Source organism: Geodermatophilus sp. SYSU D00814 (genome assembly GCF_054050055.1).
Map to the genome: position 1 here is coordinate 120,750 of NZ_JBJGYP010000011.1, position 22,211 is coordinate 142,960.

Sequence of the window (22,211 nt, forward strand, 5' to 3'; positions counted from 1 at the left end):
GCACTCCGCGTCACGTCGATCTCGTCATTCAGATGTCGTTCAAGCCAGCGCGCCCGACCTGTGTGAGGGTCAGGCGGTAGTCGCGTGCCCAGCGGGCCCAGCCTTCGGTGATGAGAGCATTGACGAGATCGTAAGTCTTCGCCTGGATCTCTGGCACCGCACCCGTGAAGTCGGGATGGTGGAGGTCCACTTCGCCGGATTGCAGCATCTTCAGCATCGTCCGTTCGAATGGGCCGAGATTCGTGAGGATCGTCCCCAAGCCGGGGTCAAGGTGTTCTTGCAGTGTCGCATAGTCGCGAAATCCGAGCAGTGTCATGGCGATGTCCCGCTCCTCGTCGGTTCGCTCGTCGGCCGGCAGCGACAGTCCTTGCTCGCGCAATTTGCTTCTAACGGCGTAGGCGCGGTGGAAAGCATACTTGGAGGTCTGGCGCACCTCCTCTGACCGTGTAGCGTCCTGGTCGGCGAGTTTCCTGCGTATCCACGAGCGCTCGGTAGCGAGACATTCGGCCGCCCCTGCCAAGCCCTGATCGATCATCGAGGCGACCATCGAGTGATCGGCGAGTCGGGTCGCGGCTCGCAGTCGACGAAGACCGTCCTCGCAGATCTTCGCTGCCCGTAATGCGGTACTCGGGCTTCCCATGGCGCGTACCCGCTCTAGGACTTGGATGACGGTCTCGTACCCCGACGCCAAGTCCACATCTTCTGGGCCCTCGACGAGGATGGAACGAGTGAGTGTGCGCTCATCTCTCTCGCCGCCGCTTGCCTCGACAAGGAGTCTGCCCGAGGTCCCCACCTGATCGGCGTCCACGAAAGCGGCATGGATCTCGACCTGCGGAGTAGCCGAGGCGGATCCGTGTTGCGGCTGGCTGTTGCGGACACCAGAGAACGAGTAGCTGAGTGTTGGCCAACCGTCCACTCTGACGATAAATGTGGCTGTGGACAGCAAGGGCACACGTGATGGCCCATGCAACTCCAGTCGGCTGCGTGTCGTCGTGCCCACCCGCCTCGGAGCCCATTGCTGATCCAGCAAGATGCCTGCGTCCGTGGTCAGACTGGCGAAGGTGGGATCATCAAATAGGGGTGCGAGGGGTCTTGCCTCGATCGAACTCGCGTCGTCCGGATTCAACAGGCGGCGCTGCACCGCCACGAGTCGGTCAAGGCTGAAAACCGCTGCCCCAGACATCCCAGTCCAGCCAGACCGTATGTTGCCGCCCATTCGAGTTGGCTGTAGTACGAGGTTGTTGTCCGGTGACGTGTCCGACGGTTCAAACGTGCCGCGTACCAGTCGGCCGCCCTCCAGAAGAGCGCCATCGGTTCCCCGCTCAGTTGACCACAGTGGCCAGCCGTACATCTCGAAAGTCATGCTGTCGCGGCCGACCGGCTCCACCAGGCCGATCGTCACAGGAGGCAGTTCCCCCAGATCCTCGCAGTGCAGGATGGCGACATCGGCGCTCGGGAATCGTTCGACCAGAGTCGCGGGTCGTGTGAGCGACGACGTGCGCGGTCGGATGGCAAGCTCACCGGTTCTCAGGAAGTGCTCGCACGTCAGGATCAATCGTGCGCCCAGTGCGTAGCCGCTCGCGCGCTGCTTGCCGCCCTGCAACACTGCGACGGCTCGGTCCGGGTCGAAGGGTGCCTCCAACCATGACATGGCAACTAGTCCCGGCCGGTGAGCAATGGACCACCACCAGGAGTCCGCGGAGTCAAGGGAACGAGAATGCGATGCGTGGCCGAGCGATTGGATGTTGCATTCGCCTCGGCGTTGACGACCCAAAACTTGACTCCGCCTGACGCGCCGATCTCACGCTCCACCGTTACGGAGAACTCGACTTCGATCTCGCCGACCTCGAATCGGATGCCCTCGTCTTGGGCGCTCAAGACGGATGCAGCCAGTTCACGTCTGAGTTCGCCGATGGCCTCGTTCAAGGTCACAGGCGCAAGGAATCCACGGGCGTCCTCGGTGGTCATGGTCAAGGTTACCGCCCAGCAACGCGCCAGTAAATGCCCGCGTGAGCGGAAGAATCCGCCGCGGTCGGCCCACTGATCAGCGAGGAGCCTCGGGATCGCTGGCCCGTGGCAGGTCCTCGAGCACGCAACTCCGCTGAGAGGTGGTGACCTCAACCTCGTCGGTTCCGACGTTGCTGGTTGACGATGTCTTGGGGAGGACGACGCGCCCGCGGCAGCAGCAACAAGCACCGGTCGACACGGCGAGTCATTCCGAGGTGCCGGCCGACTCGGCCGTCGTCCCTTTCATCCGCCTGCTGCCTCGAGTGGCGTGGAAATGCCCGCCCCGCCGACCCCGCTCGACGCCGCAACCTCCGCCCGGTCACCCCGCCGGTGTGGCGGCTGCGCTACGGCATGACCCCCTGGCGCACCAGCACCGGAGCCGACTTCTACGACCTCGCCGTACTGGCCGACGTGCTGACGCGGCGGGTCGACGACGACTCCGGCGAGGCGACCCGTCAGCCGTGGCGCACCGATGGGGCACGTCAGGGGCACATGACGTCGAAACCAGCCGAGGGCTGATGACAGCCGTCAGAAGGTGCTTACGCAGGTCAGAGGATGTACGGCTCAACCGGCCAGGTCGCAAGCCCGGCGAACGCCGACCTGCGCTTTGAGGTGGCGCCGGCATACGCTTGGCCGAGTCGTGCCCAGGTGCGGCCCGACCGATGAGTCGTCCGCGCCGTGCCGGTCCGTACCGCGGGAGGCCGACTCACGGGAGGCTGGCAGCGTGCGGCGACTGACCTTCGGCATGAACGTGAGCCTGGACGGCTACACCGCCGCGCCCGGCGACGACCTCGGCTGGAGCGTGCCGAGCGACGAGCTGTTCCAGTTCTGGTCCGACCGGGTGGGGGCGACGGGCACGGCGCTGTACGGACGCCGACTGTGGGAGGCGATGAGCTCCCACTGGCCGACCGCCGACCAGCAGCCGGGTGTCACAGCGGCGCAGGTCCAGTTCGCCCACCGCTGGCGGGACATGCCGAAGGTGGTGTTCTCGTCGACGATCAGCGCGGTCGACGGGAACGCCCGCCTGGTCACCGGCGACGCGGTCACGGAGATCACTCGGCTCAAAGCCGAGGACGGTGGCCCGATGGACATCGGCGGCGCCACCCTCGCCGCGGCGGCCATGCGGGCCGGGCTGGTGGACGAGTACGTGCTCGTCACCCACCCGGTCCTCGTGGGCGGCGGCAGACCGTTCTTCACGGCCCTGGACAACTGGGTGGACCTGAGCCTCGTGGAGACCCGGACGTTCCCCGACGGCGTGCTCCTGACGAGGTACGAGACCAGGCGCTGAGCACGCCGACCTCGAGTCGGCCCGGGCTCCGGTCACCCGAGGGCACGAAGCGATGTGGTGCTGCTCCTGGGACGCCTGGGACTGGCGTGTCCGCGCCTGGCGAGAGTCGCCGGACCTCGAGCCAATCACTGGCACAAGTGCTTCCAGAACACGCCGTATCGGAACGGTTTCGCCGTGTGAGGGTGGCATCCACCTCGCCCCACAGCTCTTGGAGTCTCGATCATGCGTCGTACCACCACCGCCGCCGCTGGTGTCCTGTTCACCGCGGCCCTGTCCTTCGGCTTCGCCGGCACGGCCCAGGCCGCCGACCTGAACTGCCTGGAGGACTTCCAGTACCAGGAGGACGCCCAGGCCGTCTACGACCAGGACCCGAGTGACCCCAATGGCCTCGACGGGGACGACAACGATGGCCGCGCCTGCGAGAGCCTCCCGTCGAGGGGGACGAGCACCACGACCGGTGCCACGACCGGTGCCACGACGGGCGCAACGACGGGCGCCGCGACCGGTGGCGCGACCGGTGGCGCTCAGGTCGCGACCCGCCCGGCGGGCGCCGTTGCCGCCGGCGACGGCAGCGCGTCCGACGAGGCCAGCGCCCTGCCCTACGTCCTGGGCGGCGTCGCCCTGACCGCGGCCGGTGGGGCTGCCTTCGCTGCCCGGCGCAGCTCCCGCGCGACCGTCTGACCTCCGCGACGTGCGGCACCGCGCACCCGACACCCGCCCCGGCCACACGGTGGCCGGGGCGGGTGTCGCGGTGCGCATCGTCGCGGCGTACCCGCCACCGCCTCCGCCACCGCCTCCGCCACCGGTCGCGGGGACGTCGACCTCCGACGCTGAGCTGCAGGCTCTCCTCGCCCGGCCGCCTCGGGTCACCCGCTACGGACGGCCCCGTGGCCGCACGGTCCGGACCGCCCGGCCCCGCGCGGCCCGGGCCTGGGCGGGCACCTCCGCGGTGCTCGCGGCCGCGGGTGTCGCTGCGATCGTCGTCCTGCCCCAGGACGCGAGCGACCCCGTCCGACTCGACGTCCCCCTCGCCGTGGACGCCCCGACCGCGACCGCGACCTCCTCCGCGCCTGCTGCCGAGGCGATCAGTCCTGCGGCCAGCGCAGGACAGCTGCCGGCCAGCACTCCCCGGCGGGTCCAGATCCCGGCCCTGGGGGTGACGTCCCGGATCATGCAACTCGGCCTGGAGCGGGACGGCTCCATGGAGGTCCCGCCGGGTGCCTATCCGGTCGGTTGGTACGACGGCAGTCCCACGCCCGGCCAGCTCGGGCCCGCGGTCCTCGCCGGTCACGTCGACTGGGACGGCGAGCCGGGGGCCTTCTCCGGGCTGCGGGAGCTGCGCCGCGGGGACACCGTCGTCGTCGACCGAGCCGACGGCAGCGTCGCCACCTTCCGGGTCGACCGCGTCGAGGAGCACCCCAAGGACGACTTCCCGACGGAGGAGGTCTACGGCGACATCGACCACGCCGGCCTGCGCCTGATCACCTGCGGCGGGACGTTCGACGAGGACACGGGCGACTACCGGGACAACGTCATCGTGTTCGCCAGCCTCGCGGCCGTCGGCTGACAGTGCGCGCAGCGGGCTGTGCGCGATGAGTCGGGCCGGGGTCGCCGGTCTGCACCCCGACACCGACCGCCGGCGCCCGAGGAGACAGCCGTGACCGCCGTCTACACCTTCGACGTCCTCTGCACTCTCGACGGCTTCGGCTCCTACGGCGAGGGCGGCGACTGGGGCGGCTTCTGGGGCAAGCAGGGCCCCGAGTTCCTCGACCACCGCCTCGCGCAGTACCGGCAGGAGCAGCGGCTGGTCCTCGGAGGCAACACCTACCGGGAGTTCGTGGCGCTGCTGGACCCGCTCACCGAGGAGTCCGCGGCGAAGGACCCGCTGAACACCCGGATGCGGACCCTGCCGACGACGGTGGTCTCCTCGACGCTCGAGGGTGCGCTCGACTGGCCGGACGCGACCCTGGTGAGCGGGGACGCCGTCGACGTCGTCGCCCGGCTCAAGGAGGAGTCGGACGTGCCGCTGCGCTCGCACGGCAGTCTGTCGATGAACCGCTCGCTGATGGCCGCCGGGCTGGTCGACCGCGTGCAGGTGACCGTCTTCCCGGTGATCTCCGGCCGCACCGGGACGGACCCGGTCTTCGCCGGCGCGGCCGACTTCGACCTCGAGCTGCTGGAGAGCCGCACGCTCGACGGCCGCACCCTGGAGCTCGTCTACCGGCCCACACTGCACGGCTGACCCCCCTGCGTCACCACGCCGTCACTGCGGGCAACCCGCGCGCCACGGCTGCCGACCGCGTACCGCTCCGGGGGCCGTGCCGGCCGGGCGACCGGCATCCTGCCGCTGTCACCGGCCGTGCCGGTGCGTGGACCTGCTGGGGGACGGATGCCTGCGGCACCGAGATCGTCGCCGGGCGGCTCCTCGGGCCGCGGCGTCGCGTCGCGCCGCTCCCGCGGGACCCGTGCCGCCCGGCGCGGGTGGCACGTGCCCGACCGCGTCCCCCGGCGCCTGCCCCTCGTCGACCGTTTCCTCGCGGAGTTCGCCTCCGGCGAGCGTCCGTTGGCCCACCACGCCGCCCTGTTGGTCCAGCACCAGATGGGCACCGTGGTCCCGATGGTGGCCGGCCTGCTCACCCTCGGCCTGCGGGCGCGTGACGTCTGGTGGGTCGACGTCCCCTACAGCGCCAACCGGACGGTGCAGCGACACCTGGCCGCACTGGGGATCCCGGAGCCACACTTCGCGTCCCCCACCCACAGCCTCCTTGAGCCGTACCGGCCGGGTCAGGTCCGGCGGGTCGCCGCAGCACTGGTCGACGCCGACGCCGTGCTCCCGCCGGGGGTGCCGCTGCTCGTCCTGGACGACGGCGCCTACGTCCTGCAGGCACTCGCCGCCGGGCTGGTCGGCGTCCAGCGGCCGCTGTGCATCGTCGAACAGACGACCCGCGGGGTCATGCACGTCCGGGAGGAGTCGTCGGTCGCCGCGGTCGCCGCCACGGTGCCGGTCGTCGACGTCGCCGAGTCGCTCCCCAAGCGTGCGCTCGAGGGGCCCTGCATCGGACGCTCTGTCTGGGAGAGCCTGCACCGCAGGCTCCGGGAACGGTCGACGCTCACGGACCGCTCCCGGGTCCTGGTCGTCGGTGCCGGGGTCGTCGGCCGCTCCGTGGCCCAGGCCCTCGTGCAGGTGGCCGGTCTGCGGCGCGACCAGGTCGCGATCGCGGACCCCGCTCCGGGACCGCGCGCCTGGGCGCAGGCGGCGGGGCTGCCCGTCTGGGATCGTCGCTCGTCGGACGGCGGCCCCAGCCGGCACGGTCTCGACGTGGTCGTCGGCTGCTCCGGCCATCCCTCCTTCGGGCCGGCCGACGTCGACGAGGTGGAGGACGGCGCGGTCCTGGCGAGCGCCTCGTCGGGGGACGAGGAGTTCTCGAGGCAGGAGCTCCTCGCGGCAGCCGACTCGGTGACGACGAGAGGGAGCGAGCCCGACGCCGCGTCCGTGCACGACGACCTCGTGCTGACCTTCGCGGACCGGACGGTCACGCTGCTGAACTCCGGGTTCCCCGTGAACTTCGACGGGCGCGTCAACACGGTCCCTCCCCGCTACATGCAGGCGACCCGCATCGCGATGATCGGTGCGGCCGTGCAGGCGGTGTCGTCCGGCGAGCCGGGACTGCAGCCGCTCGACGAGGCCGTCGTCCGCTGGCTCATGGCGCACTGTCCGCCCACGTCCCACCTGCTGGCGCCCGGGGGACAGGGGTAGCCGTGCCGATCCGGTCCCGTCGAGCTACCCCTCCACCCCCGCTCCCGGGCGGTGCGGTCGAGGAGCGACAGCTGATCTGGTCGATGATCGTGGAGATCGGGCTGTACGAGCGGCACTTCAACCAGATGCAGTCCACCTACCGGACGCTCGCCTCGACCTGGCTCCTCGGACTGTTCGCCGCCGCCGGGTTCCTCCTCGGCAAGGAGGGAGCCGAACTCCCCCTCGACCCCAGCGCCGTCCTCGCGCTGCTGGGCGTGCTGGCCGCCGTGGGGATCACCCTCCTGTGGCTGCTCGACCTCCGGGTGTACGCGGCGCTCCTGCGGACGTACTTCGACGCCGGTGTGGAGCTGGAGAGCCAGCACCCCTGGCTGCCGGCCGTGCGGACCACCATGCTGCGGGAGCGGCTGAGCCCCGGGCCGAAGGTGGCCCGCTACTACACGGCGGGCGCCACCGCGTGTCTGGTCGTCTCGTCGATCGGCGCGCTGGGCGCACTGGGATCGCCGGCGGTCCGGCTGCTGGTGGCCGGTGGCTACGTCCTGGCCGGCGCCGCCGTCGTCATCGGCTTCGGGACGATGTCGGGCCGGGCCCGGAGGCAGTCCCAGAGGTAGCCCGGGACGGCGGTTGCGGAGGAGGGGACACCCGCTCCCCTCACCTCCAAGCTATAGCGCACCCGGGGGCTTGCGGCAAGACCCGGGTCGGGGCGCACACTCGCCGGCCGAGGCCCTGACCTGCGAGAACGTCCGCCTGCCGAGCGGCGGGACGGGGTCGGGCCCGGACGGGAGTCCCCACGTGCGTCCCCTGACCACCACCGCCTTCGACCTGCCCGACCACCTCTCCGCCAAGGCCGACCCGGCGCTGATCGCCGACGACGAGGCCTTCTTCGCCGACGTCGCCGAGAGCCTCGAGCGCACCGTCGCCGACCTGTCCGCCCGGCTCGACGCCGAGCGCCGGGCACCCGGCGGGCACGGGCAGGCCGCCCTCGACCGGGACCTGGAGGTCCACCGGCTGACCGCCCGGCTGCGCACCCTGCGCCGCTTCGGCCTCGACCTCTGCCTCGGCCGCATCGTCCGGACCGACGGCTCCGAGCCGGTGTACGTCGGACGGCTCGGCCTCACCGACGGCGCCGGCCGCCGCCTGTTGGTCGACTGGCGCTCACCGGCCGCCGAGCCCTTCTTCGGCGCCACCCACGCCGACCCGATGGGGCTGGCCAGCCGCCGCCGCTACCGCTGGACCCGCGGCAGGGTCACCGACTACTGGGACGAGGTGTTCACCCCGGACGGGCTGGAGGGGCACGCCGCGCTCGACGACCAGTCGGCGTTCATCGCCAGCCTGGGCAGCACCCGCTCGGCCCACATGCGCGACGTGCTCGGCACCATCCAGGCCGACCAGGACGCGATCATCCGCGCCGGGTCGGCCGGCGCCCTCGTCGTCGACGGCGGTCCGGGGACGGGCAAGACCGTGGTCGCCCTGCACCGCACCGCCTACCTGCTCTACTCCGATCCGCACCTCGGTGCCCACCGCGGCCGCGTGCTCTTCGTGGGACCGAGCGAGCCGTACCTCGCCTACGTCTCGGACGTCCTGCCGAGCCTGGGGGAGGAGGGCGTGCAGACCTGCACCGTGCCGGGCCTGGTCCCCCAGGGCGCCAGCGCGGGCCCCGAGACCGACCCGGCGGTGGCCCGCCTCAAGGCCGACGCCCGCATGGTTCGGGCGATCGAGCCGGCGGTGCGGCTGTACGAACAGCCACCCACGGACGGCACGGAGGTGGTGACACCCTGGGCCACCGTCGCGCTGGACGCGGACGACTGGGCCGAGGCGTTCGACGCCCGCGACCCCGCTGCGCCGCACAACGAGGCCCGCGACCAGGTCTGGGACGCCCTGCTGCGCATCCTGGTGGACAAGCTCAGGGACGAGCTCGGCGAGGACGACGGCGAGGACGACGACGGAGCCGAGGAGGAGTTCGACGCCTACGGGCTGGCTCCGGAGGACCCGGACGCCGCGTACCGGCGGGCCCTGGCCGCGAACCGCGAGCTGGTGCGCGCCTTCGGCCGGGCCTGGCCGCTGCTGGAGGCGACCGACCTGGTCGGGGACCTGTGGTCGGTGCCCGCCTACCTCCGCCGGTGCGCGCCGTGGCTCACCGCCGGCGAGGTCGCGGTCCTGCAGCGCGCGGACCCGCACGCCTGGACGCTCGCCGACCTGCCGCTGCTCGACGCCGCCCGGCAGCGCCTCGGCGACCCGGAGACCTCCCGGCGCCGCCGGCGACAGGAGGCCGCGGTCGCCGCCGACCGGCTGCGCATGGCCGACGTGATGGCCGACCTGATCGCCACGGACGACTCGGACATGAAGGTGATGTCCATGCTCCGCGGCCAGGACCTGCGGGGAGCCCTGGTCGACGACGCCGCGGCGCCCTCCTCCGACCCGGACCTGCTGGCCGGACCGTTCGCGCACGTCGTCGTCGACGAGGCGCAGGAGCTGACCGATGCCGAGTGGCAGATGCTGCTGCTCCGCTGCCCGTCCGGCAGCTTCACCGTCGTCGGCGACCGCGCCCAGGCCCGGCACGGCTTCCCCGAGTCGTGGGAGGAGCGGCTGCGGCGGGTCGGCCTCGACCGGGTCCGCACCGCCTCGCTGACCGTCAACTACCGGACGCCGGTGGAGGTCATGGCCGAGGCCGAGCCGGTCATCCGGGCCGCGCTGCCCGACGCCAACGTGCCCACCTCCGTCCGCAGCACCGGCGTCCCCGTCGTCCACGGCCCGGTCGCACGGCTGCGGCCGCTCCTCGACGCCTGGCTCGCCGCGCACGGCGAGGGGACCGCCTGCGTCATCGGGGACCCGACGTTCGCGCCGACGCCGCGGGTCCGGTCGCTGACGCCGGTGCTGGCCAAGGGGCTGGAGTTCGACCTGGTCGTCCTCGTCGACCCCGACCGCTTCGGCGACGGCGTCGAGGGGGCGGTCGACCGCTACGTCGCGATGACCCGCGCGACCCAGCAGCTCGTCGTCCTCACCGGCGGCTGAGCGGGGCGCCGGGCGCGTCGTGGCGGGACACGCCGGGGGGACGACAACGACCGGAAACCCCCCTGTGACCGGACCGTGACCGGCTGGCAGCATGCCGGGCCGTGAGACGAACCACAGTGATGCTCGCCGCCCTCGGACTGGTCGTCGCCGGCGCCGGGACCGCCCAGGCCGCGCCCGCGGACGGTCCCGTGCCGCCGGGGCCCGTCGCCCTGGACAACCCGGAGTTCACCGCCAACGTCATGGCGCCGCTGAAGGTGACCGACTGGGCGGACTTCGAGTCCGACCTGGAGGCCGTCGCCGCCTACGGCGTGGATGCCGTCAGCGTCGACGTCTGGTGGGGCGACGTCGAGGCCGCCGGCGACAACCAGTTCGACTGGACCTACTACGACCGGGTCTTCGACGTCATCACGTCGAAGGGTCTCGACCTCGCGCCGATCCTGTCCTTCCACCAGTGCGGCGGGAACGTCGGCGACGACTACACCAGCCTGCTGCCGTCGTGGCTGTGGCCGAAGTACGAGGGCCGCAGCTACCAGGGCATCAAGCTCGGCCCCAACGGCCTGCAGCACAGGAGCGAGCAGGGCAACTACAGCCCCGAGACCGTGCAGGGCTGGGCCGACCAGGTCGTCATGAACGAGTACCGGGACTTCACCCGGGCGTTCCAGCAGCGCTACGGCGACGTCTACGCCGACGAGGTCGTGGAGATCAACGTCTCCCTCGGCCCGTCCGGTGAGCTGCGCTACCCCTCCTACAACAGCCACGACGTCGGCACCGGCTACCCGACCCGCGGCGCGCTGCAGTCGTACTCCCCGCTGGCGATCCGCGACTTCCAGAAGTCGATGGTCAAGCAGTATGGGTCGCTGCGGGCGGTCAACCGCGCCTGGGGCACGGACCTGCGGTCGGTGGACCAGATCGCCCCGCCGGCCGACGCCGAGACGTTCTTCACCAGCAAGGCCTACTCCGACACGCAGTACGGCCGCGACTTCGTCGACTGGTACAACGGCTCGCTCGTCGACCACGGCGAGCGGGTGCTGACCACGGTCATCCGCACGCTGGGGAACGAGTTCCCGCAGGCGGACATCGGCTACAAGGTCCCGGGCATCCACTGGACGATGACCAACCCGCTGCACCCGCGGGCGACCGAGGTGACCACCGGGCTGATCCAGACCAGCGTCGACGAGAACTCGTGGGCGACCGGCCACGGCTACGCGCGGATCATCGAGCTGGCCAACCGCTTCGACGGCGGCCCGCGCGAGGTGGTCATGCACTTCACCGCGCTGGAGATGGACGACCAGGACTACCCGCCGCAGTACTCGCTGGCCCAGACCCTGGTCCAGTGGATCGGTGACTACGCGTTCCGCGTCGGCGTCGAGCTCAAGGGCGAGAACGCGCTCAGCGGCGGGGTCACCTGGGACGGCGGCTGGGACAACATCAACGAGGCCTTCGACGGGTGGGGCTACCTCGGCCTCACCGTGCTGCGGATGAACGACGTGGCCGGGGGGACCGGGGCCACCCGGTACGCCCAGTTCATCCAGAAGTACAGCCCCAACCGCTGACGGCTGCGAGGTCGGGGCGTCCGCGTCGCCGCGGACGCCCCGGCCCCGCCCCGGGACCGAGGGGAGCGACGTGACCGGGACCGCGCACGCCCGCGGACCGAGGACCGGGTACGCGCCGGTCAACGGGCTGCGGATCTACCACGAGGTCCACGGCCCCGACCAGGACGCCGACCCGGACCCCGACACCAGTCCGGTCCTGCTGCTGCACGGCGCGTACATGACCACCGGCGATCTCGGGCCGCTGGTGTCGGCGCTGGCGGCCACCCGTCGCGTCGTCGTGCCGGACCTGCAGGCCCACGGCCGCACCGCCGACGTCGACCGGCCGATCACCTACGAGGGGCTCGCCGACGACGCCACGGGCCTGCTGGCGCACCTGGGCATCGAGCGCGCCGACGTCATGGGTTTCAGCATGGGCGGGGCGGCCGCACTGCAGGTGGCGATCCGCCACCCGGAGGTCGTCCGCACGCTCGCCGTCGTCTCGGCGTCGCACGCGAGCGCCGGCATGCAGCCGGAACTGCTCGCGATGATCCCGGGCATCACCCCGGAGGTGTTCGCCGGGTCGCCGATGGAGGCCACCTACCGAGCCGTCGCCCCCGACCCCGGGCACTTCCCGGTCCTGGTCGAGAAGCTCAAGACCCTGGACGAGACCCCCTTCGACTGGCCGGCCGAGGACGTCGGGCGCATCACCGCGCCGACCCTCCTCGTCGCCGGGGACGCCGACGCGATCCGCCTCGAGCACGTCGTCGAGCTCTTCCGCCTCCTCGGCGGGGGCGCGATGGGCGACCTGTCCGGCCTCCCGCGGGCGCGGCTGGCGATCCTGCCGGGGACCACCCACTTCATGCCCCCGGGCAGCGGTGTGCTGGACCGCCTCGACTGGCTGGTGCCCATGCTCCTCGCGCTGTTCGACGCGCCACAGGAGGGACCCGAGGGGGTCACCCCCGGCCCCGCCGGGTAGCCGCGGGGCATGGACCTGCTCGCCCTGCCCCGTGCCGTCACCGCCTCCGCTCTCGCGCTGGGGACCGCAGTGCGCGGCGCACGGGTCTTCCACCCCCGGGGGCGGGCCTCCACCGGCACCGTCGAGACCGACGGCGGCGGCACCTGGGGCGCGCGGCTGCTCGACGAGGCGGCCCGCCACGACGTCGTCGTCCGCCTCTCCCGCGGGGCCGGGCTGCCCGAGCCGCTGCCCGACGTCGTCGGCCTCGCCGTCCGCTTCGACGGGCAGGGGAGGGGCGGCGGCCCGCTCGACGTGCTGGTCAACACCGCCGGCGGCCCGCCGGTGCTGCGGCACCTCTTCCTGCCGCAGCCCCTGGGGCGCACCTTCTCCTCCGTGCTGCCGTACCGCACCGGGAGCGGCCGGCTGGTCCTGCTCGGGGCGCGCGACGACGGCAGCGGGCAGGGGTGGGAGCTGCTCGCCGCCACGCTGGCCGGCGGCTGGACCCGGTGGGGACACCTGCGGCTCGGTCCGGCGGTGCCCGCCCCGGCGTCCGAGGAGCTCCGGTTCGTCCCGACCCTGGGCGCCGACGACCTGCAGCCGGTCGCGCTCTTCCGCGCCGTGCGCGACCTGTCCTACCGGGAGAGCCAGGCGCTGCGCCGCTGAGGTCGGCGCCCGGCCCGGGTCCGACTCCCGGAGGCCGCACTCCGGACGCGGACCCGCGTCGTGGTGACGTCAGCCGAGGGTGCCGCGCTCGGTGATCCGGCCCGACGGCGTCACGACGAGGGTGCTCGATGCACCTCGGAGCACGAGGGTCCGCTCGGCGGAGTACTCGGCGGGGGCCTGGCCCTGGATCACGTAGCGCACCTGGCCGGACGGGGTGAGCACCACCACGCAGGTGTCAGCGGTGATCGGTTGGGTGATGCCCGTACCCGGGATGCTCTCCGTCTCCCCGCTCTCCGGGTCCGGCGCCCAGCCGCACTCCGGCCGGAGGACCTCCGCCGGCTCGGCGGAGGCGGGTGGTGCGGTCCCGAGCACGGCGACCGAGGCCACGCCGACCACCAGTCCCAGCCGTGCCGTTCGACGAGCGCGCATCGGTCCTCCCCTCAGCACCGGGCACGGGGCGCCGACCCCGCGGTCCGATGATGGGCACGTCCGCGGGGGCTGACAAGCGGTCCCCGCGTGGGGAGGGGCGGCCCGGGCCGCCTCAGACGTCGGCCTGCCGCCGGTGGTGCGGGCTGTCGGGGTCCAGCAGCGAGTGCCGGCGGCCGTAGCCGACGTAGATGACCAGGCCGATGAGCAGCCAGACCCCGAAGCGCAGCCACGTCTCCCAGTGCAGCTGGGCGATGAGGAACACCGAGGCCACCACCCCGAACGCCGGCACCAGCGGCATGAGCGGCAGCCGGAACGTGCGGGGGGCGTCGGGCCGGGTGTAGCGGAAGACGATCACGGCCACGCACACGACGACGAACGCGGACAGGATCCCGATGTTGGTCAGGTCCGCCACGGCACGGATGGGGAAGACGCCGGCGAGCACGGCCGCCGCGATCCCGGCGATCCAGGTCACCCGCTGCGGGGTGCCGCTGCGGTCGACCCGCGCGAACCACCGCGGCAGCAGCCCGTCGCGGCTCATGGAGAACCAGACGCGGGTGACACCGAGCAGGAACGTCAGCATCACGGTCATGATCGACAGCACGGCGAACACGGAGATGATGCTGGCGATCACCGGCAGGCCCACGCCCTCGAACGCCGAGGCGAACCCGGCGGTGGGATCGATGTCCCGGTAGTCCTGCATGCCGGTGAGCACCAGGGTGGCGGCCACGTAGAGCAGCATCGCGATCACCAGGGACAGGATGATCGCCTTGGGCATGTGCTTCTTGCCGTCCTCGGCCTCCTCGGCGGCGGTGCTCATCGCGTCGTAGCCGAACACCGCGAAGAACACGGTGGCCGCGCCGGTGAGCACCGGGCCGAAGCCCGAGGGCATGAACGGGTCGTAGTTGCCGACGTCGATGTAGAACACACCCAGCCCGATGATGAACAGGATCAGCAGGATCTTGATCCCGACGGCGATGAGCTCGAACCGGCCGAAGGCCCGCGTGCCGCGGCTGAGGATGAACGTGACGAGCAGGCAGATCAGGACGGCGGGGACGTTGACGACGCCGCCCTCCTCGGCCGACGCGGTGACCGCCGTCGGCAGGCTGAGCCCGAGGCCGTCGAGCAGCGCCTCCAGGTAGCCGGAGATGCCGATCGCCACGACCGCGACGATGGCGATGTACTCCAGCAGCAGGTCCCAGCCGATGAACCACCCGATGAGCTCGCCGAGGGCCACGTACCCGTAGGTGTAGGCCGACCCGGCCCGCGGGATCATGCCGGCGAACTCCGCGTACGACAGCGCGGCCGCCGCGGACGCCAGTCCGGCGATCAGGAAGGCGACGAGCACCGCCGGGCCGACGCCGGGGTTGTCGGCGTCGCCGTGGGCCACCAGCCCGGCGAGGGAGAAGATCCCGACGCCGATGATGCCGCCGACGCCGATCGCGGTCAGCTGCCACAGGCCCAGGCTCTTCGCGAGCGCCCCGCCGCCGCCCTCCGCCTCGATCTCCTCCATGCGGTCCACCGGCATGCGCCGCCAGACCGATCGACTCGTGGACTGCCTGGCCGAAGTGCTCATGGGGCTCCTCGTCGTCGCCGGGTCCCGGGCGCGCGGGTGACGCAGGTGGCCGCCCAGGTTCCCCACACTCCCGGGCGGTGCGCAAAACGAGGGACCGGGCGCGGGCCGTCCGCGCGCGGGTGCCGCGCCGTGGACCAGCGACTACGCTCGCCGCCACCCTGGCGAGGACGGAGCCCGCGATGGACGCCGGCGTGGACACCCTGCAGAAGGCCCTGCGGATCAACCTCGACCCCCGCTGGTACGGCACCATCGCCGAGATCGGTGCCGGCCAGGAGGTCGCCCGGTGGTTCTTCCGGGCCGGCGGCGCGGCCGGCACCGTGGCCAAGACGATGTCGGCCTACGACATGGCGGTCAGCGACGCCGTCTACGGCAAGAGCGACCGCTACGTCTCCAAGGGCCGGCTGCAGGCGATGCTGGACCACGAGTACCAGCTCAACATCGACCGGCTGGGTGACCAGCGCGGCGACGACACCGCCTTCTTCGCCTTCGCCGACACGGTGGTGGCCCGCAGCTACCGCGGCGGCAACGAGTGCCACGGCTGGATGGGCGTGAAGTTCCAGTCCCACCCGCGCGACGAGCCCAGCCAGGTCGTCGTCCACGTGCGGATGCTCGACGACGAGGCGCCGCAGCAGCAGGAGGCGCTGGGCGTGGTGGGCGTGAACCTGCTGCACGCGGCCTTCTTCCAGCACCACGAGCCCGAGAAGCTGCTCGCGAGCCTGCTCGACCAGCTCGGCACCGGCCGCATCGAGATCGACATGGTCGAGATGAGCGGCATCGAGTTCCGCACGGTCGACAACCGGGTCATGGCGCTCACGTTGGTCCAGCTGGGCCTGAGCGGGGCGGCGATGTTCGGCCCCGACCGGCGGGTCCTGCAGCCCAGCGAGGTGCTGCGCAAGAAGGCGATCCTGGTCGAGCGGGGCAGCTTCCGCCCGCCGACGGTGGTCAACATCGACATGCTCGAGGCCGCGCGGGCCGAGTTCGAGTGCGACCCCGCCGTCGCCGGCCGCGACGTCCTGGTGCTCACCGAGCTGACGATGGCCAACCTGCGCGCCGGCGGGGACGTCGTCGACCGCCGGGACTTCCTCGCCCGCGCCGATCTGCTGGCCGCCTGCGGGATGACCGTGCTCATCTCCGACTACGTGGCCTACCACCGGCTCGCCGCCTACCTGGCCTGGCGCACCGACGGGCGGATCGGCATGGTCATGGGCGTCCCGAGCCTGCTGGACCTCTTCGACGAGTCCAGCCACGCCGACCTGCCCGGCGGCATCCTCGAGAGCTTCGGCCGGCTGTTCAAGAACGACCTGCGGCTGTTCGTGCACCCGATGCTGCGCGACGGCGAGGTGACCACCGTCGACACCGTCTCGGTGGGGGAGCAGCTGCAGCCGCTCTACGACTACCTGGCGCGGCGGGGGAGCTTCGTCCACCTGGACCGCTACAAGCCCGAGCACCTGCCGATCCTGAGCCGGGACGTGCTCAAGCGGATCCCCACCGACGACCGGAGCTGGGAGTCGATGGTCCCGCCGGAGGTCTGCGAGCTGATCAAGCAGCGCGGCTTCTTCGGCTACCGGCGCGACCGCTGACCCCGCACGACCGCCGGCGTCACCGGCGCCGGCGTCCCGTCCCAGAAGGAGGACAGCCATGACCCACACCACCGGGGACCAGCGCCTCGACGCGCGCTTCGCCGCCGACGCCGACGGGGTCCTCGACCGCACCGTGCACGCCGAGGCGCCCGTCGCCGGGGTGGTCGCCTTCGTCACCGACCGCGACGGCGACGTCTACGAGGGCGTGGCCGGCGAGCGCAGCCTCGGGTCCGGCGTGGCGATGACCCCCGACACGGTCTTCGCGCTCTTCTCCACGACCAAGGCCGTCACCGCGACCGCCGCGCTGCAACTGGTCGAGGACGGCCGGCTCGACCTCGACGCCCCGGCGCGCACGTACGCCCCGGCCCTCGGCGAGGTGAAGGTCCTCGACGGGTTCGACGCCGACGGCTCGCCGCGGCTGCGCGACCCCCGGCGCGAGGTGACCACCCGGATGCTGCTGACCCACACCGCCGGGTTCGGCTACGACTTCTTCAACGAGCACTACCGGCGCATGGCCGAGGAGCACGGCCAGCCCAGCGTCATCACCGCCTCCAAGGCGGCGCTGGCCACCCCGCTGCTGGCCGACCCGGGGGAGCGGTGGGAGTACGGCAGCAACATCGACTGGGTGGGGCAGGTGGTGGAGGGCATCACCGGGGAGCGCCTCGGGGACGTCTTCGCCTCCCGCGTCTTCGCGCCCCTGGGCATGCACGACACGACCTTCGAGCTGACCGACGCGCTGCGGACCCGGCTGGCCGGCATGCACACCCGCGGCGAGGACGGGTCGCTCACCCCGATCGAGTTCGAGCTGCCCTCGTCGCCGGAGGTGCACATGGGCGGCCACGGCCTCTACGGCACGGTCGGCGACTACACGCGGTTCATGCGCATGTGGCTCAACGACGGCCGCGGCGAGCACGGCGTCGTCCTGCAGCCGGAGACGGTGCGGATGGCGGTGCAGAACCACTGCGGCGACCTCAAGGTGACCGCGCTCCCGGGTGTCATCCCGTCGCTGTCCAACGACGCGGAGTTCTTCCCCGGGGTGTCCAAGTCGTGGTCGCTGCCGTTCATGGTCAACGACGAGCCGGCCCCCACCGGCCGGCCCGCCGGCGGGCTCGGCTGGGCGGGCCTGGGCAACCTCTTCTACTGGATCGACCGGGACAACGGGTACGGCGGCTTCTGGGCCACCCAGGTGCTCCCGTTCGGGGACGCGACGTCCTTCGGCGGCTACCTGGAGTTCGAGACGGCGCTGTACCGGTCGCTGGAGGCGCGCCCGGTGCCGTGACGGGAGCCGTCAGCGGGGCGCGGCCGCGCGCCGCCATTCGCGCGGGCTCGTCCCGTAGGCGGCGCGGAACCGCCGGGCGAAGTGGCTGGGGTCGGCGAACCCGCAGGCGCGGGCGGTGGCGGCGATGGACCGCTGCCGCCCGGCGGGGGAGGCCAGCCGGGCCCGCGCGGCCTCCAGCCGCTGGGCGATCACCTCCTGCTCGAGGCTCGCGCCGGCCGCGGCGAAGGCCTTGTAGAGCTGGCGGACCGAGACGCCGTGCGCCCGCGCGACGGCGGCCGGGGTGAGGCCCGGGTCGGTCAGGTGCCGGGCGACGTGCGCCCGCACCCGGACCACGAGCGTGTCCGGCCGCACGGGGGGGCCGGACCCGCTCCCGCCGGCCGCGGACACGAGCAGCGCGCGGACCAGCTCGACGGTGGCCGCGCCCAGAGCCGCCGCGCCCGGGTCGGCCGACAGCCCGGCGGCGTCGTCGGCGATCCGCTGCAGGTGCGCCCGCACCAGCCCGTGCAGCGGGCTGGCCCGCAGCCGGGGCGCCGCGCGGCGCACGACGTCGGCGGGCAGGCCGAGCCGGTCGAGGGGGACCAGCAGCGCCCTGGAGGCGCCGCCGCGGTGCGGGAAGGCCAGCGCGACCAGCGGCGCCCCGTCCCGCGCCCCCGGCCGACGGGACCGGCCCGCGCGGGACTGCGCCGCGTCGGTGGCCAGCAGCACCGCCGTCCCGTAGGGGAAGGTCCCGTCGGCGTCGGCGCCGGCGAGCCGGGCAGTGTCGCTGAGCAGCATCGCGCCGTCCTGGGCCTCGACCGGCTGACGTCCCCCGCGGACGCCGCCGAGCCTGGCAGAGCCGGGCCGCCACCGGAACCCGCCGGTGTGCAGGCAGGAGCCGCAGTCGTGCACGCAGGGCCGCCCCGGCGGACCGGCCCGCTGCCAGGCTCCGGCTGACCGGCCACCACCGAGGGAGCGACGTGACCACTCCGACCGCACCGGACACCATCGTCCTGATCCACGGCTTCTGGGTGACCCCGCGCAGCTGGGAGAACTGGAAGGCGCACTACGAGCAGCGCGGCTTCCGCGTGCTCACCCCGACCTACCCCGGCTTCGAGGTCGAGGTCGAGGCGCTCAACGCCGACCCGACGCCGATCGCCGAGGTCACGCTGCCGGCCATCGTCGACTCCGTCTCCGACGTCGTCCGCGGGCTGGACCGGCCGCCGGTGCTCATCGGCCACTCCGCCGGCGGCACCATCACCCAGCTGGTGCTCGACCGCGGCCTGGGCGCCGTGGGGGTGGCGCTCAACTCGGCGCCGACCGAGGGGGTCAAGCTGCTGCCGCTGTCGCAGCTGCGCTCGACCTGGACGGTGTTCAAGAACCCGGCCAACCGGCACCGCGCCGTCGGGCTGACCGAGGAGCAGTGGCACTACGCGTTCACCAACACCTTCAGCGAGGAGGAGTCGCGCGCGCTGTACCGGCGGTACCACGTCCCCGCCTCGGGCCGGATCCTGTGGAACTCGGTGCTGGCCAACCTGATGCCCGGCCCGCAGGACGCGCACGTCGACTACGGCAACCCGGCCCGGCCGCCGCTGCTGTTCGTCTCCGGCGGGGAGGACCACATCATGCCGCCGTCGATCCAGCGCTCGAACGCCGCGCACTACCACGGCACCGCCGTGACCGAGATCCGCGAGTACCCGGGCTACGCCCACCTGCTGCCCGCGCAGGAGGGGTGGGAGCGCATCGCCGACGAGGTGCTGGACTGGGCGCTGGCGCACGCGACGGGGTCGCGGCCGGAGGTGGCCGGCGCGCAGTGACGCGCGGCCGACGCGGCGCCGCACCTGCTGGCGGTCCGGGCCCCGGTCGTCGATCATCCCGGGATGACGGTGATCGCACTGCCGAAGCCGGGCCGGTGGGTGTGGGACGCCCGCGACCGCACGCGCGCGCTGCGCGTCTCCCCGCACCCGGAGCAGGGCCTGCTCAACCTGAGCCTGTGGCGCGACGACGTCTGCGTGGGCACCGTCAAGCTGCGCCCGGACGAGGTGTCCGGGCTGGTGGCGGCGCTGTCGGACGGGCTGGCCCGGCTCGCCGCCCCGCCCGCGCCGCCGGTGCCCTCGGGGCGCGACGCCGATGTCGTCGCCGACGTCGTCGCGCTGGAGACCCGGCTGGCCGCCGTCGAGTCCCGGCTGGCCACCGACCGGCTCCCCGTCGGCCGGCTCGTGCGCTCCCTGGCCGGGCAGGCGCAGCAGCGGATCTCGGGGCTGCTCCGCGGCTGACGCAGCCGCCCCGCCCCGCTCGTACGCTGACGAGGGTGAGTGTCGCCCCCGCCCTGACCGTCGCCCTCGGCGACCGCTTCGCCCGCGAGCTGCCGGAGATGGCGGTCCCCTGGCAGGCGGCCGAGACGCCCGCCCCGCGGCTGCTCGCCCTCGACGAGGAGCTCGCCGCCGAGGTGGGCCTCGACCCCGCCGCGCTGCGCGGCCCCGAGGGCATCGGCCTGCTCACCGGCACCGTCGTCCCCGAGGGCGCGCGCCCGGTGGCGCAGGCCTACTCCGGCCACCAGTTCGGCTACTACAACCCGCGCCTGGGCGACGGGCGGGCGCTGCTGCTCGGCGAGCTCGTCGACACCGCCGGCCGGCTGCGCGACCTGCACCTCAAGGGCTCCGGCCGCACCCCGTTCTCCCGGGGCGGCGACGGGCTGGCCGCGGTCGGGCCGATGCTGCGCGAGCACGTGGTCAGCCGCGCGATGCACGCCCTCGGGATCCCGACCACCCGCTCGCTCGCCGTCGTGGCCACCGGCCGGCCCGTCCGGCGGGAGATGCTGCTGCCCGGCGCCGTCCTGGCCCGGGTCGCCGCCAGCCACCTGCGGGTCGGCAGCTTCCAGTACGCGCGGGCCACCGGGGACGACGGCCTGCTGCGCCGGCTGGCCGACCACGCCATCGCCCGGCACCACCCCGCCGCGGCCGACGCCGGCAACCGGTACCTCGCACTGTTCGAGGCCGTCGTCGCCGCACAGGCGTCGCTGGTGGCGCGGTGGATGCTCGTGGGCTTCGTGCACGGCGTCATGAACACCGACAACGTGACGATCTCCGGCGAGACGATCGACTTCGGGCCCTGCGCGTTCCTGGAGCGCTACGACGAGGACACCTGGTACAGCTCGGTCGACCAGGGCGGGCGCTACCGCTACGGCAACCAGCCGCTGGTGGCCGAGTGGGACCTCGCCCGGCTGGCCGAGGCGCTGCTGCCGCTGCTGGCCGACGAGCAGGAGCCGGCGGTCGAGCTCGCCGTCGAGGCGCTGCACCGGTTCCGCCCGGCCTACGACGCCGCCCTGCTGGCCGGCTGGCGGGCCAAGCTCGGCCTGCCCGCGGGTCTCGACGACGACGTCGTCCGCGGCCTGGTCGACGACCTGCTGGCGCTGCTCCGGGCCAACGAGGTCGATCTGACCGGCTTCGCGCGGCGGCTGTCGGCGGCCGCACGGGGCGACGCCGAGCCCGCGCGCGGCCTGGTGCTCGACCTCGCCGCCGCCGACGCCTGGCTGCAGCGGTGGCGGGCGCTGGGTCCCGACGCCGACGCGATGGACCGGGTCAACCCGGTCTACGTCCCGCGCAACCACCTCGTCGAGGAGGCGCTCGCCGCGGCGACCGCCGGGGACACCGGGCCGTTCGAGCGGCTGGTCGAGGTGGTCAGCCGCCCGTTCGAGGAGCGCCCCGGGCTGGAGCGCTACGCCGAGCCCGGCCCGGCCGGCCCGTACGTGACCTTCTGCGGCACCTGACCGACGCGCGGCCGGGACCCCAGCCGTGCCCCACGACGCCGTGACCGCCGAGCGGGTCCGCCGGCTGCTGCCCGGCGCCGTGGAGAAGCGGATGGTCGGCGGCGGCCTGTCGTTCAACGTCGGCGGTCACCTGGTCTGCGGCGTCACGGCGACCGCGCTGGTGGTCCGGGTCGGCGCCGACGCCGTCCCGGCCGCGCTGGCCGAGCCGCACGTCGAGCCGATGGTGCTCGGCGGTCGTCGGGTGCGGGCGTTCGTCCTCGTCGGGCCCGCCGGTTTCGCCGACGACGCCGACCTCGAGCGGTGGGTGCGGCGCGGCCTGGCGTTCGCCTCCGGGCTCGGCTGACGGTGCGGCCGGCCGGCCCGTACACGGCCTCCTGCGGCACCTGACCGCCCG

The 22,211-nt window shown here is 73.1% G+C and carries 22 protein-coding genes; 17 read left to right on the forward strand and 5 right to left on the reverse strand.

Annotation, left to right across the window (positions count from 1 at the left end):
- Positions 1 to 28: 28 nt before the first annotated feature.
- Positions 29 to 1,642 (reverse strand): S1 family peptidase, encoded by a 1,614-nt coding sequence (locus ACI780_RS10835; protein WP_457002844.1) that lies wholly within the window; start codon positions 1,640 to 1,642, stop codon positions 29 to 31.
- A gap of 14 nt (positions 1,643 to 1,656) precedes the next feature.
- Positions 1,657 to 1,968 carry a trypco2 family protein gene (locus ACI780_RS10840; RefSeq protein ID WP_457002846.1) on the reverse strand — a complete coding sequence of 104 codons (312 nt, stop codon included), beginning with the start codon at positions 1,966 to 1,968 and terminating at the stop codon, positions 1,657 to 1,659.
- Positions 1,969 to 2,358: 390 nt separating this feature from the next.
- On the opposite strand from ACI780_RS10840, the gene ACI780_RS10845 reads away from it, so the two are divergent.
- From ACI780_RS10845 to ACI780_RS10895, 11 genes are all read left to right on the forward strand, one after another.
- Entirely contained in the window at positions 2,359 to 2,526 is a 168-nt protein-coding gene (locus ACI780_RS10845) for a hypothetical protein (RefSeq protein ID WP_457002848.1), read from the forward strand.
- Between the two features lie 205 nt (positions 2,527 to 2,731).
- Entirely contained in the window at positions 2,732 to 3,295 is a 564-nt protein-coding gene (locus tag ACI780_RS10850) for a dihydrofolate reductase family protein (protein WP_457002850.1), read from the forward strand.
- Positions 3,296 to 3,517: 222 nt separating this feature from the next.
- Positions 3,518 to 3,976, forward strand: a complete 459-nt coding sequence (locus tag ACI780_RS10855) for a hypothetical protein (protein WP_456872491.1) — start codon at positions 3,518 to 3,520, stop codon at positions 3,974 to 3,976.
- Between the two features lie 352 nt (positions 3,977 to 4,328).
- The gene (locus ACI780_RS10860; protein ID WP_457002852.1) at positions 4,329 to 4,862 is read left to right on the forward strand and encodes a class F sortase; all 534 of its coding nucleotides are present in this window, start codon (positions 4,329 to 4,331) and stop codon (positions 4,860 to 4,862) included.
- Between the two features lie 90 nt (positions 4,863 to 4,952).
- Entirely contained in the window at positions 4,953 to 5,537 is a 585-nt protein-coding gene (locus tag ACI780_RS10865) for a dihydrofolate reductase family protein (RefSeq protein WP_457002854.1), read from the forward strand.
- 246 nt (positions 5,538 to 5,783) lie between these two features.
- Positions 5,784 to 7,052, forward strand: a complete 1,269-nt coding sequence (locus ACI780_RS10870; RefSeq protein ID WP_457002856.1) for a hypothetical protein — start codon at positions 5,784 to 5,786, stop codon at positions 7,050 to 7,052.
- 83 nt (positions 7,053 to 7,135) lie between these two features.
- Positions 7,136 to 7,660 carry a hypothetical protein gene (locus tag ACI780_RS10875; RefSeq protein WP_457002858.1) on the forward strand — a complete coding sequence of 175 codons (525 nt, stop codon included), beginning with the start codon at positions 7,136 to 7,138 and terminating at the stop codon, positions 7,658 to 7,660.
- 181 nt (positions 7,661 to 7,841) lie between these two features.
- The gene (gene helR, locus ACI780_RS10880; RefSeq protein WP_457002860.1) at positions 7,842 to 10,061 is read left to right on the forward strand and encodes an RNA polymerase recycling motor ATPase HelR; all 2,220 of its coding nucleotides are present in this window, start codon (positions 7,842 to 7,844) and stop codon (positions 10,059 to 10,061) included.
- 101 nt (positions 10,062 to 10,162) lie between these two features.
- Positions 10,163 to 11,614, forward strand: a complete 1,452-nt coding sequence (locus ACI780_RS10885) for a family 14 glycosylhydrolase (protein ID WP_456872497.1) — start codon at positions 10,163 to 10,165, stop codon at positions 11,612 to 11,614.
- Positions 11,615 to 11,684: 70 nt separating this feature from the next.
- Positions 11,685 to 12,569, forward strand: coding sequence for an alpha/beta fold hydrolase (locus tag ACI780_RS10890; RefSeq protein WP_457002862.1), 885 nt, complete (start codon positions 11,685 to 11,687; stop codon positions 12,567 to 12,569).
- Between the two features lie 9 nt (positions 12,570 to 12,578).
- Positions 12,579 to 13,211: a hypothetical protein gene (locus tag ACI780_RS10895; protein WP_457002864.1), complete on the forward strand. Its 633-nt coding sequence runs from the start codon at positions 12,579 to 12,581 to the stop codon at positions 13,209 to 13,211.
- A 69-nt stretch (positions 13,212 to 13,280) separates the two neighbouring features.
- Here the strand turns inward: ACI780_RS10895 and ACI780_RS10900 are convergent, their stop codons facing one another.
- Complete coding sequence (locus tag ACI780_RS10900) at positions 13,281 to 13,640, reverse strand: hypothetical protein (protein ID WP_457002866.1); 360 nt, start codon at positions 13,638 to 13,640, stop codon at positions 13,281 to 13,283.
- Between the two features lie 112 nt (positions 13,641 to 13,752).
- Positions 13,753 to 15,150, reverse strand: coding sequence for an amino acid permease (locus ACI780_RS10905; protein ID WP_456872501.1), 1,398 nt, complete (start codon positions 15,148 to 15,150; stop codon positions 13,753 to 13,755).
- Positions 15,151 to 15,392: 242 nt separating this feature from the next.
- Here ACI780_RS10905 and ACI780_RS10910 point away from each other — a divergent pair, with 242 nt between their 5' ends.
- Both ACI780_RS10910 and ACI780_RS10915 read left to right on the forward strand, forming a co-directional pair.
- Positions 15,393 to 16,793: a TonB-dependent receptor gene (locus ACI780_RS10910; RefSeq protein ID WP_456872502.1), complete on the forward strand. Its 1,401-nt coding sequence runs from the start codon at positions 15,393 to 15,395 to the stop codon at positions 16,791 to 16,793.
- A gap of 58 nt (positions 16,794 to 16,851) precedes the next feature.
- Positions 16,852 to 18,072, forward strand: coding sequence for a serine hydrolase domain-containing protein (locus tag ACI780_RS10915; protein ID WP_457002869.1), 1,221 nt, complete (start codon positions 16,852 to 16,854; stop codon positions 18,070 to 18,072).
- Between the two features lie 9 nt (positions 18,073 to 18,081).
- Here ACI780_RS10915 and ACI780_RS10920 read toward each other — a convergent pair whose 3' ends face one another.
- Entirely contained in the window at positions 18,082 to 18,846 is a 765-nt protein-coding gene (locus ACI780_RS10920) for a helix-turn-helix domain-containing protein (protein ID WP_456872504.1), read from the reverse strand.
- 182 nt (positions 18,847 to 19,028) lie between these two features.
- Here ACI780_RS10920 and ACI780_RS10925 point away from each other — a divergent pair, with 182 nt between their 5' ends.
- From ACI780_RS10925 to ACI780_RS10940, 4 genes are all read left to right on the forward strand, one after another.
- Entirely contained in the window at positions 19,029 to 19,865 is an 837-nt protein-coding gene (locus ACI780_RS10925) for an alpha/beta hydrolase (RefSeq protein ID WP_456872505.1), read from the forward strand.
- A gap of 63 nt (positions 19,866 to 19,928) precedes the next feature.
- On the forward strand, positions 19,929 to 20,324 hold the full coding sequence (locus ACI780_RS10930; RefSeq protein WP_456872506.1) for a hypothetical protein: 396 nt from the start codon (positions 19,929 to 19,931) through the stop codon (positions 20,322 to 20,324).
- A 35-nt stretch (positions 20,325 to 20,359) separates the two neighbouring features.
- A complete protein-coding gene (locus tag ACI780_RS10935) occupies positions 20,360 to 21,817 on the forward strand; it encodes a protein adenylyltransferase SelO (protein ID WP_457002872.1) in 1,458 nt (485 codons plus the stop codon).
- Positions 21,818 to 21,842: 25 nt separating this feature from the next.
- Positions 21,843 to 22,160 carry a TfoX/Sxy family protein gene (locus tag ACI780_RS10940; RefSeq protein WP_457002874.1) on the forward strand — a complete coding sequence of 106 codons (318 nt, stop codon included), beginning with the start codon at positions 21,843 to 21,845 and terminating at the stop codon, positions 22,158 to 22,160.
- Positions 22,161 to 22,211 lie beyond the last annotated feature (51 nt).

Bases quoted from the DNA above. Each gene is read 5' to 3' on its own strand.
- ACI780_RS10840 (WP_457002846.1), bottom strand. From the start codon at position 1,968: ATGACCACCGAGGACGCCCGTGGATTCCTTGCGCCTGTGACCTTGAAC.
- ACI780_RS10845 (WP_457002848.1), top strand. From the start codon at position 2,359: ATGACCCCCTGGCGCACCAGCACCGGAGCCGACTTCTACGACCTCGCC.
- ACI780_RS10855 (WP_456872491.1), top strand. From the start codon at position 3,518: ATGCGTCGTACCACCACCGCCGCCGCTGGTGTCCTGTTCACCGCGGCC.
- ACI780_RS10875 (WP_457002858.1), top strand. From the start codon at position 7,136: ATGATCGTGGAGATCGGGCTGTACGAGCGGCACTTCAACCAGATGCAG.
- ACI780_RS10895 (WP_457002864.1), top strand. From the start codon at position 12,579: ATGGACCTGCTCGCCCTGCCCCGTGCCGTCACCGCCTCCGCTCTCGCG.
- ACI780_RS10900 (WP_457002866.1), bottom strand. From the start codon at position 13,640: ATGCGCGCTCGTCGAACGGCACGGCTGGGACTGGTGGTCGGCGTGGCC.
- ACI780_RS10905 (WP_456872501.1), bottom strand. From the start codon at position 15,150: ATGGAGGAGATCGAGGCGGAGGGCGGCGGCGGGGCGCTCGCGAAGAGC.
- ACI780_RS10910 (WP_456872502.1), top strand. From the start codon at position 15,393: ATGGACGCCGGCGTGGACACCCTGCAGAAGGCCCTGCGGATCAACCTC.
- ACI780_RS10915 (WP_457002869.1), top strand. From the start codon at position 16,852: ATGACCCACACCACCGGGGACCAGCGCCTCGACGCGCGCTTCGCCGCC.
- ACI780_RS10920 (WP_456872504.1), bottom strand. From the start codon at position 18,846: ATGCTGCTCAGCGACACTGCCCGGCTCGCCGGCGCCGACGCCGACGGG.
- ACI780_RS10930 (WP_456872506.1), top strand. From the start codon at position 19,929: ATGACGGTGATCGCACTGCCGAAGCCGGGCCGGTGGGTGTGGGACGCC.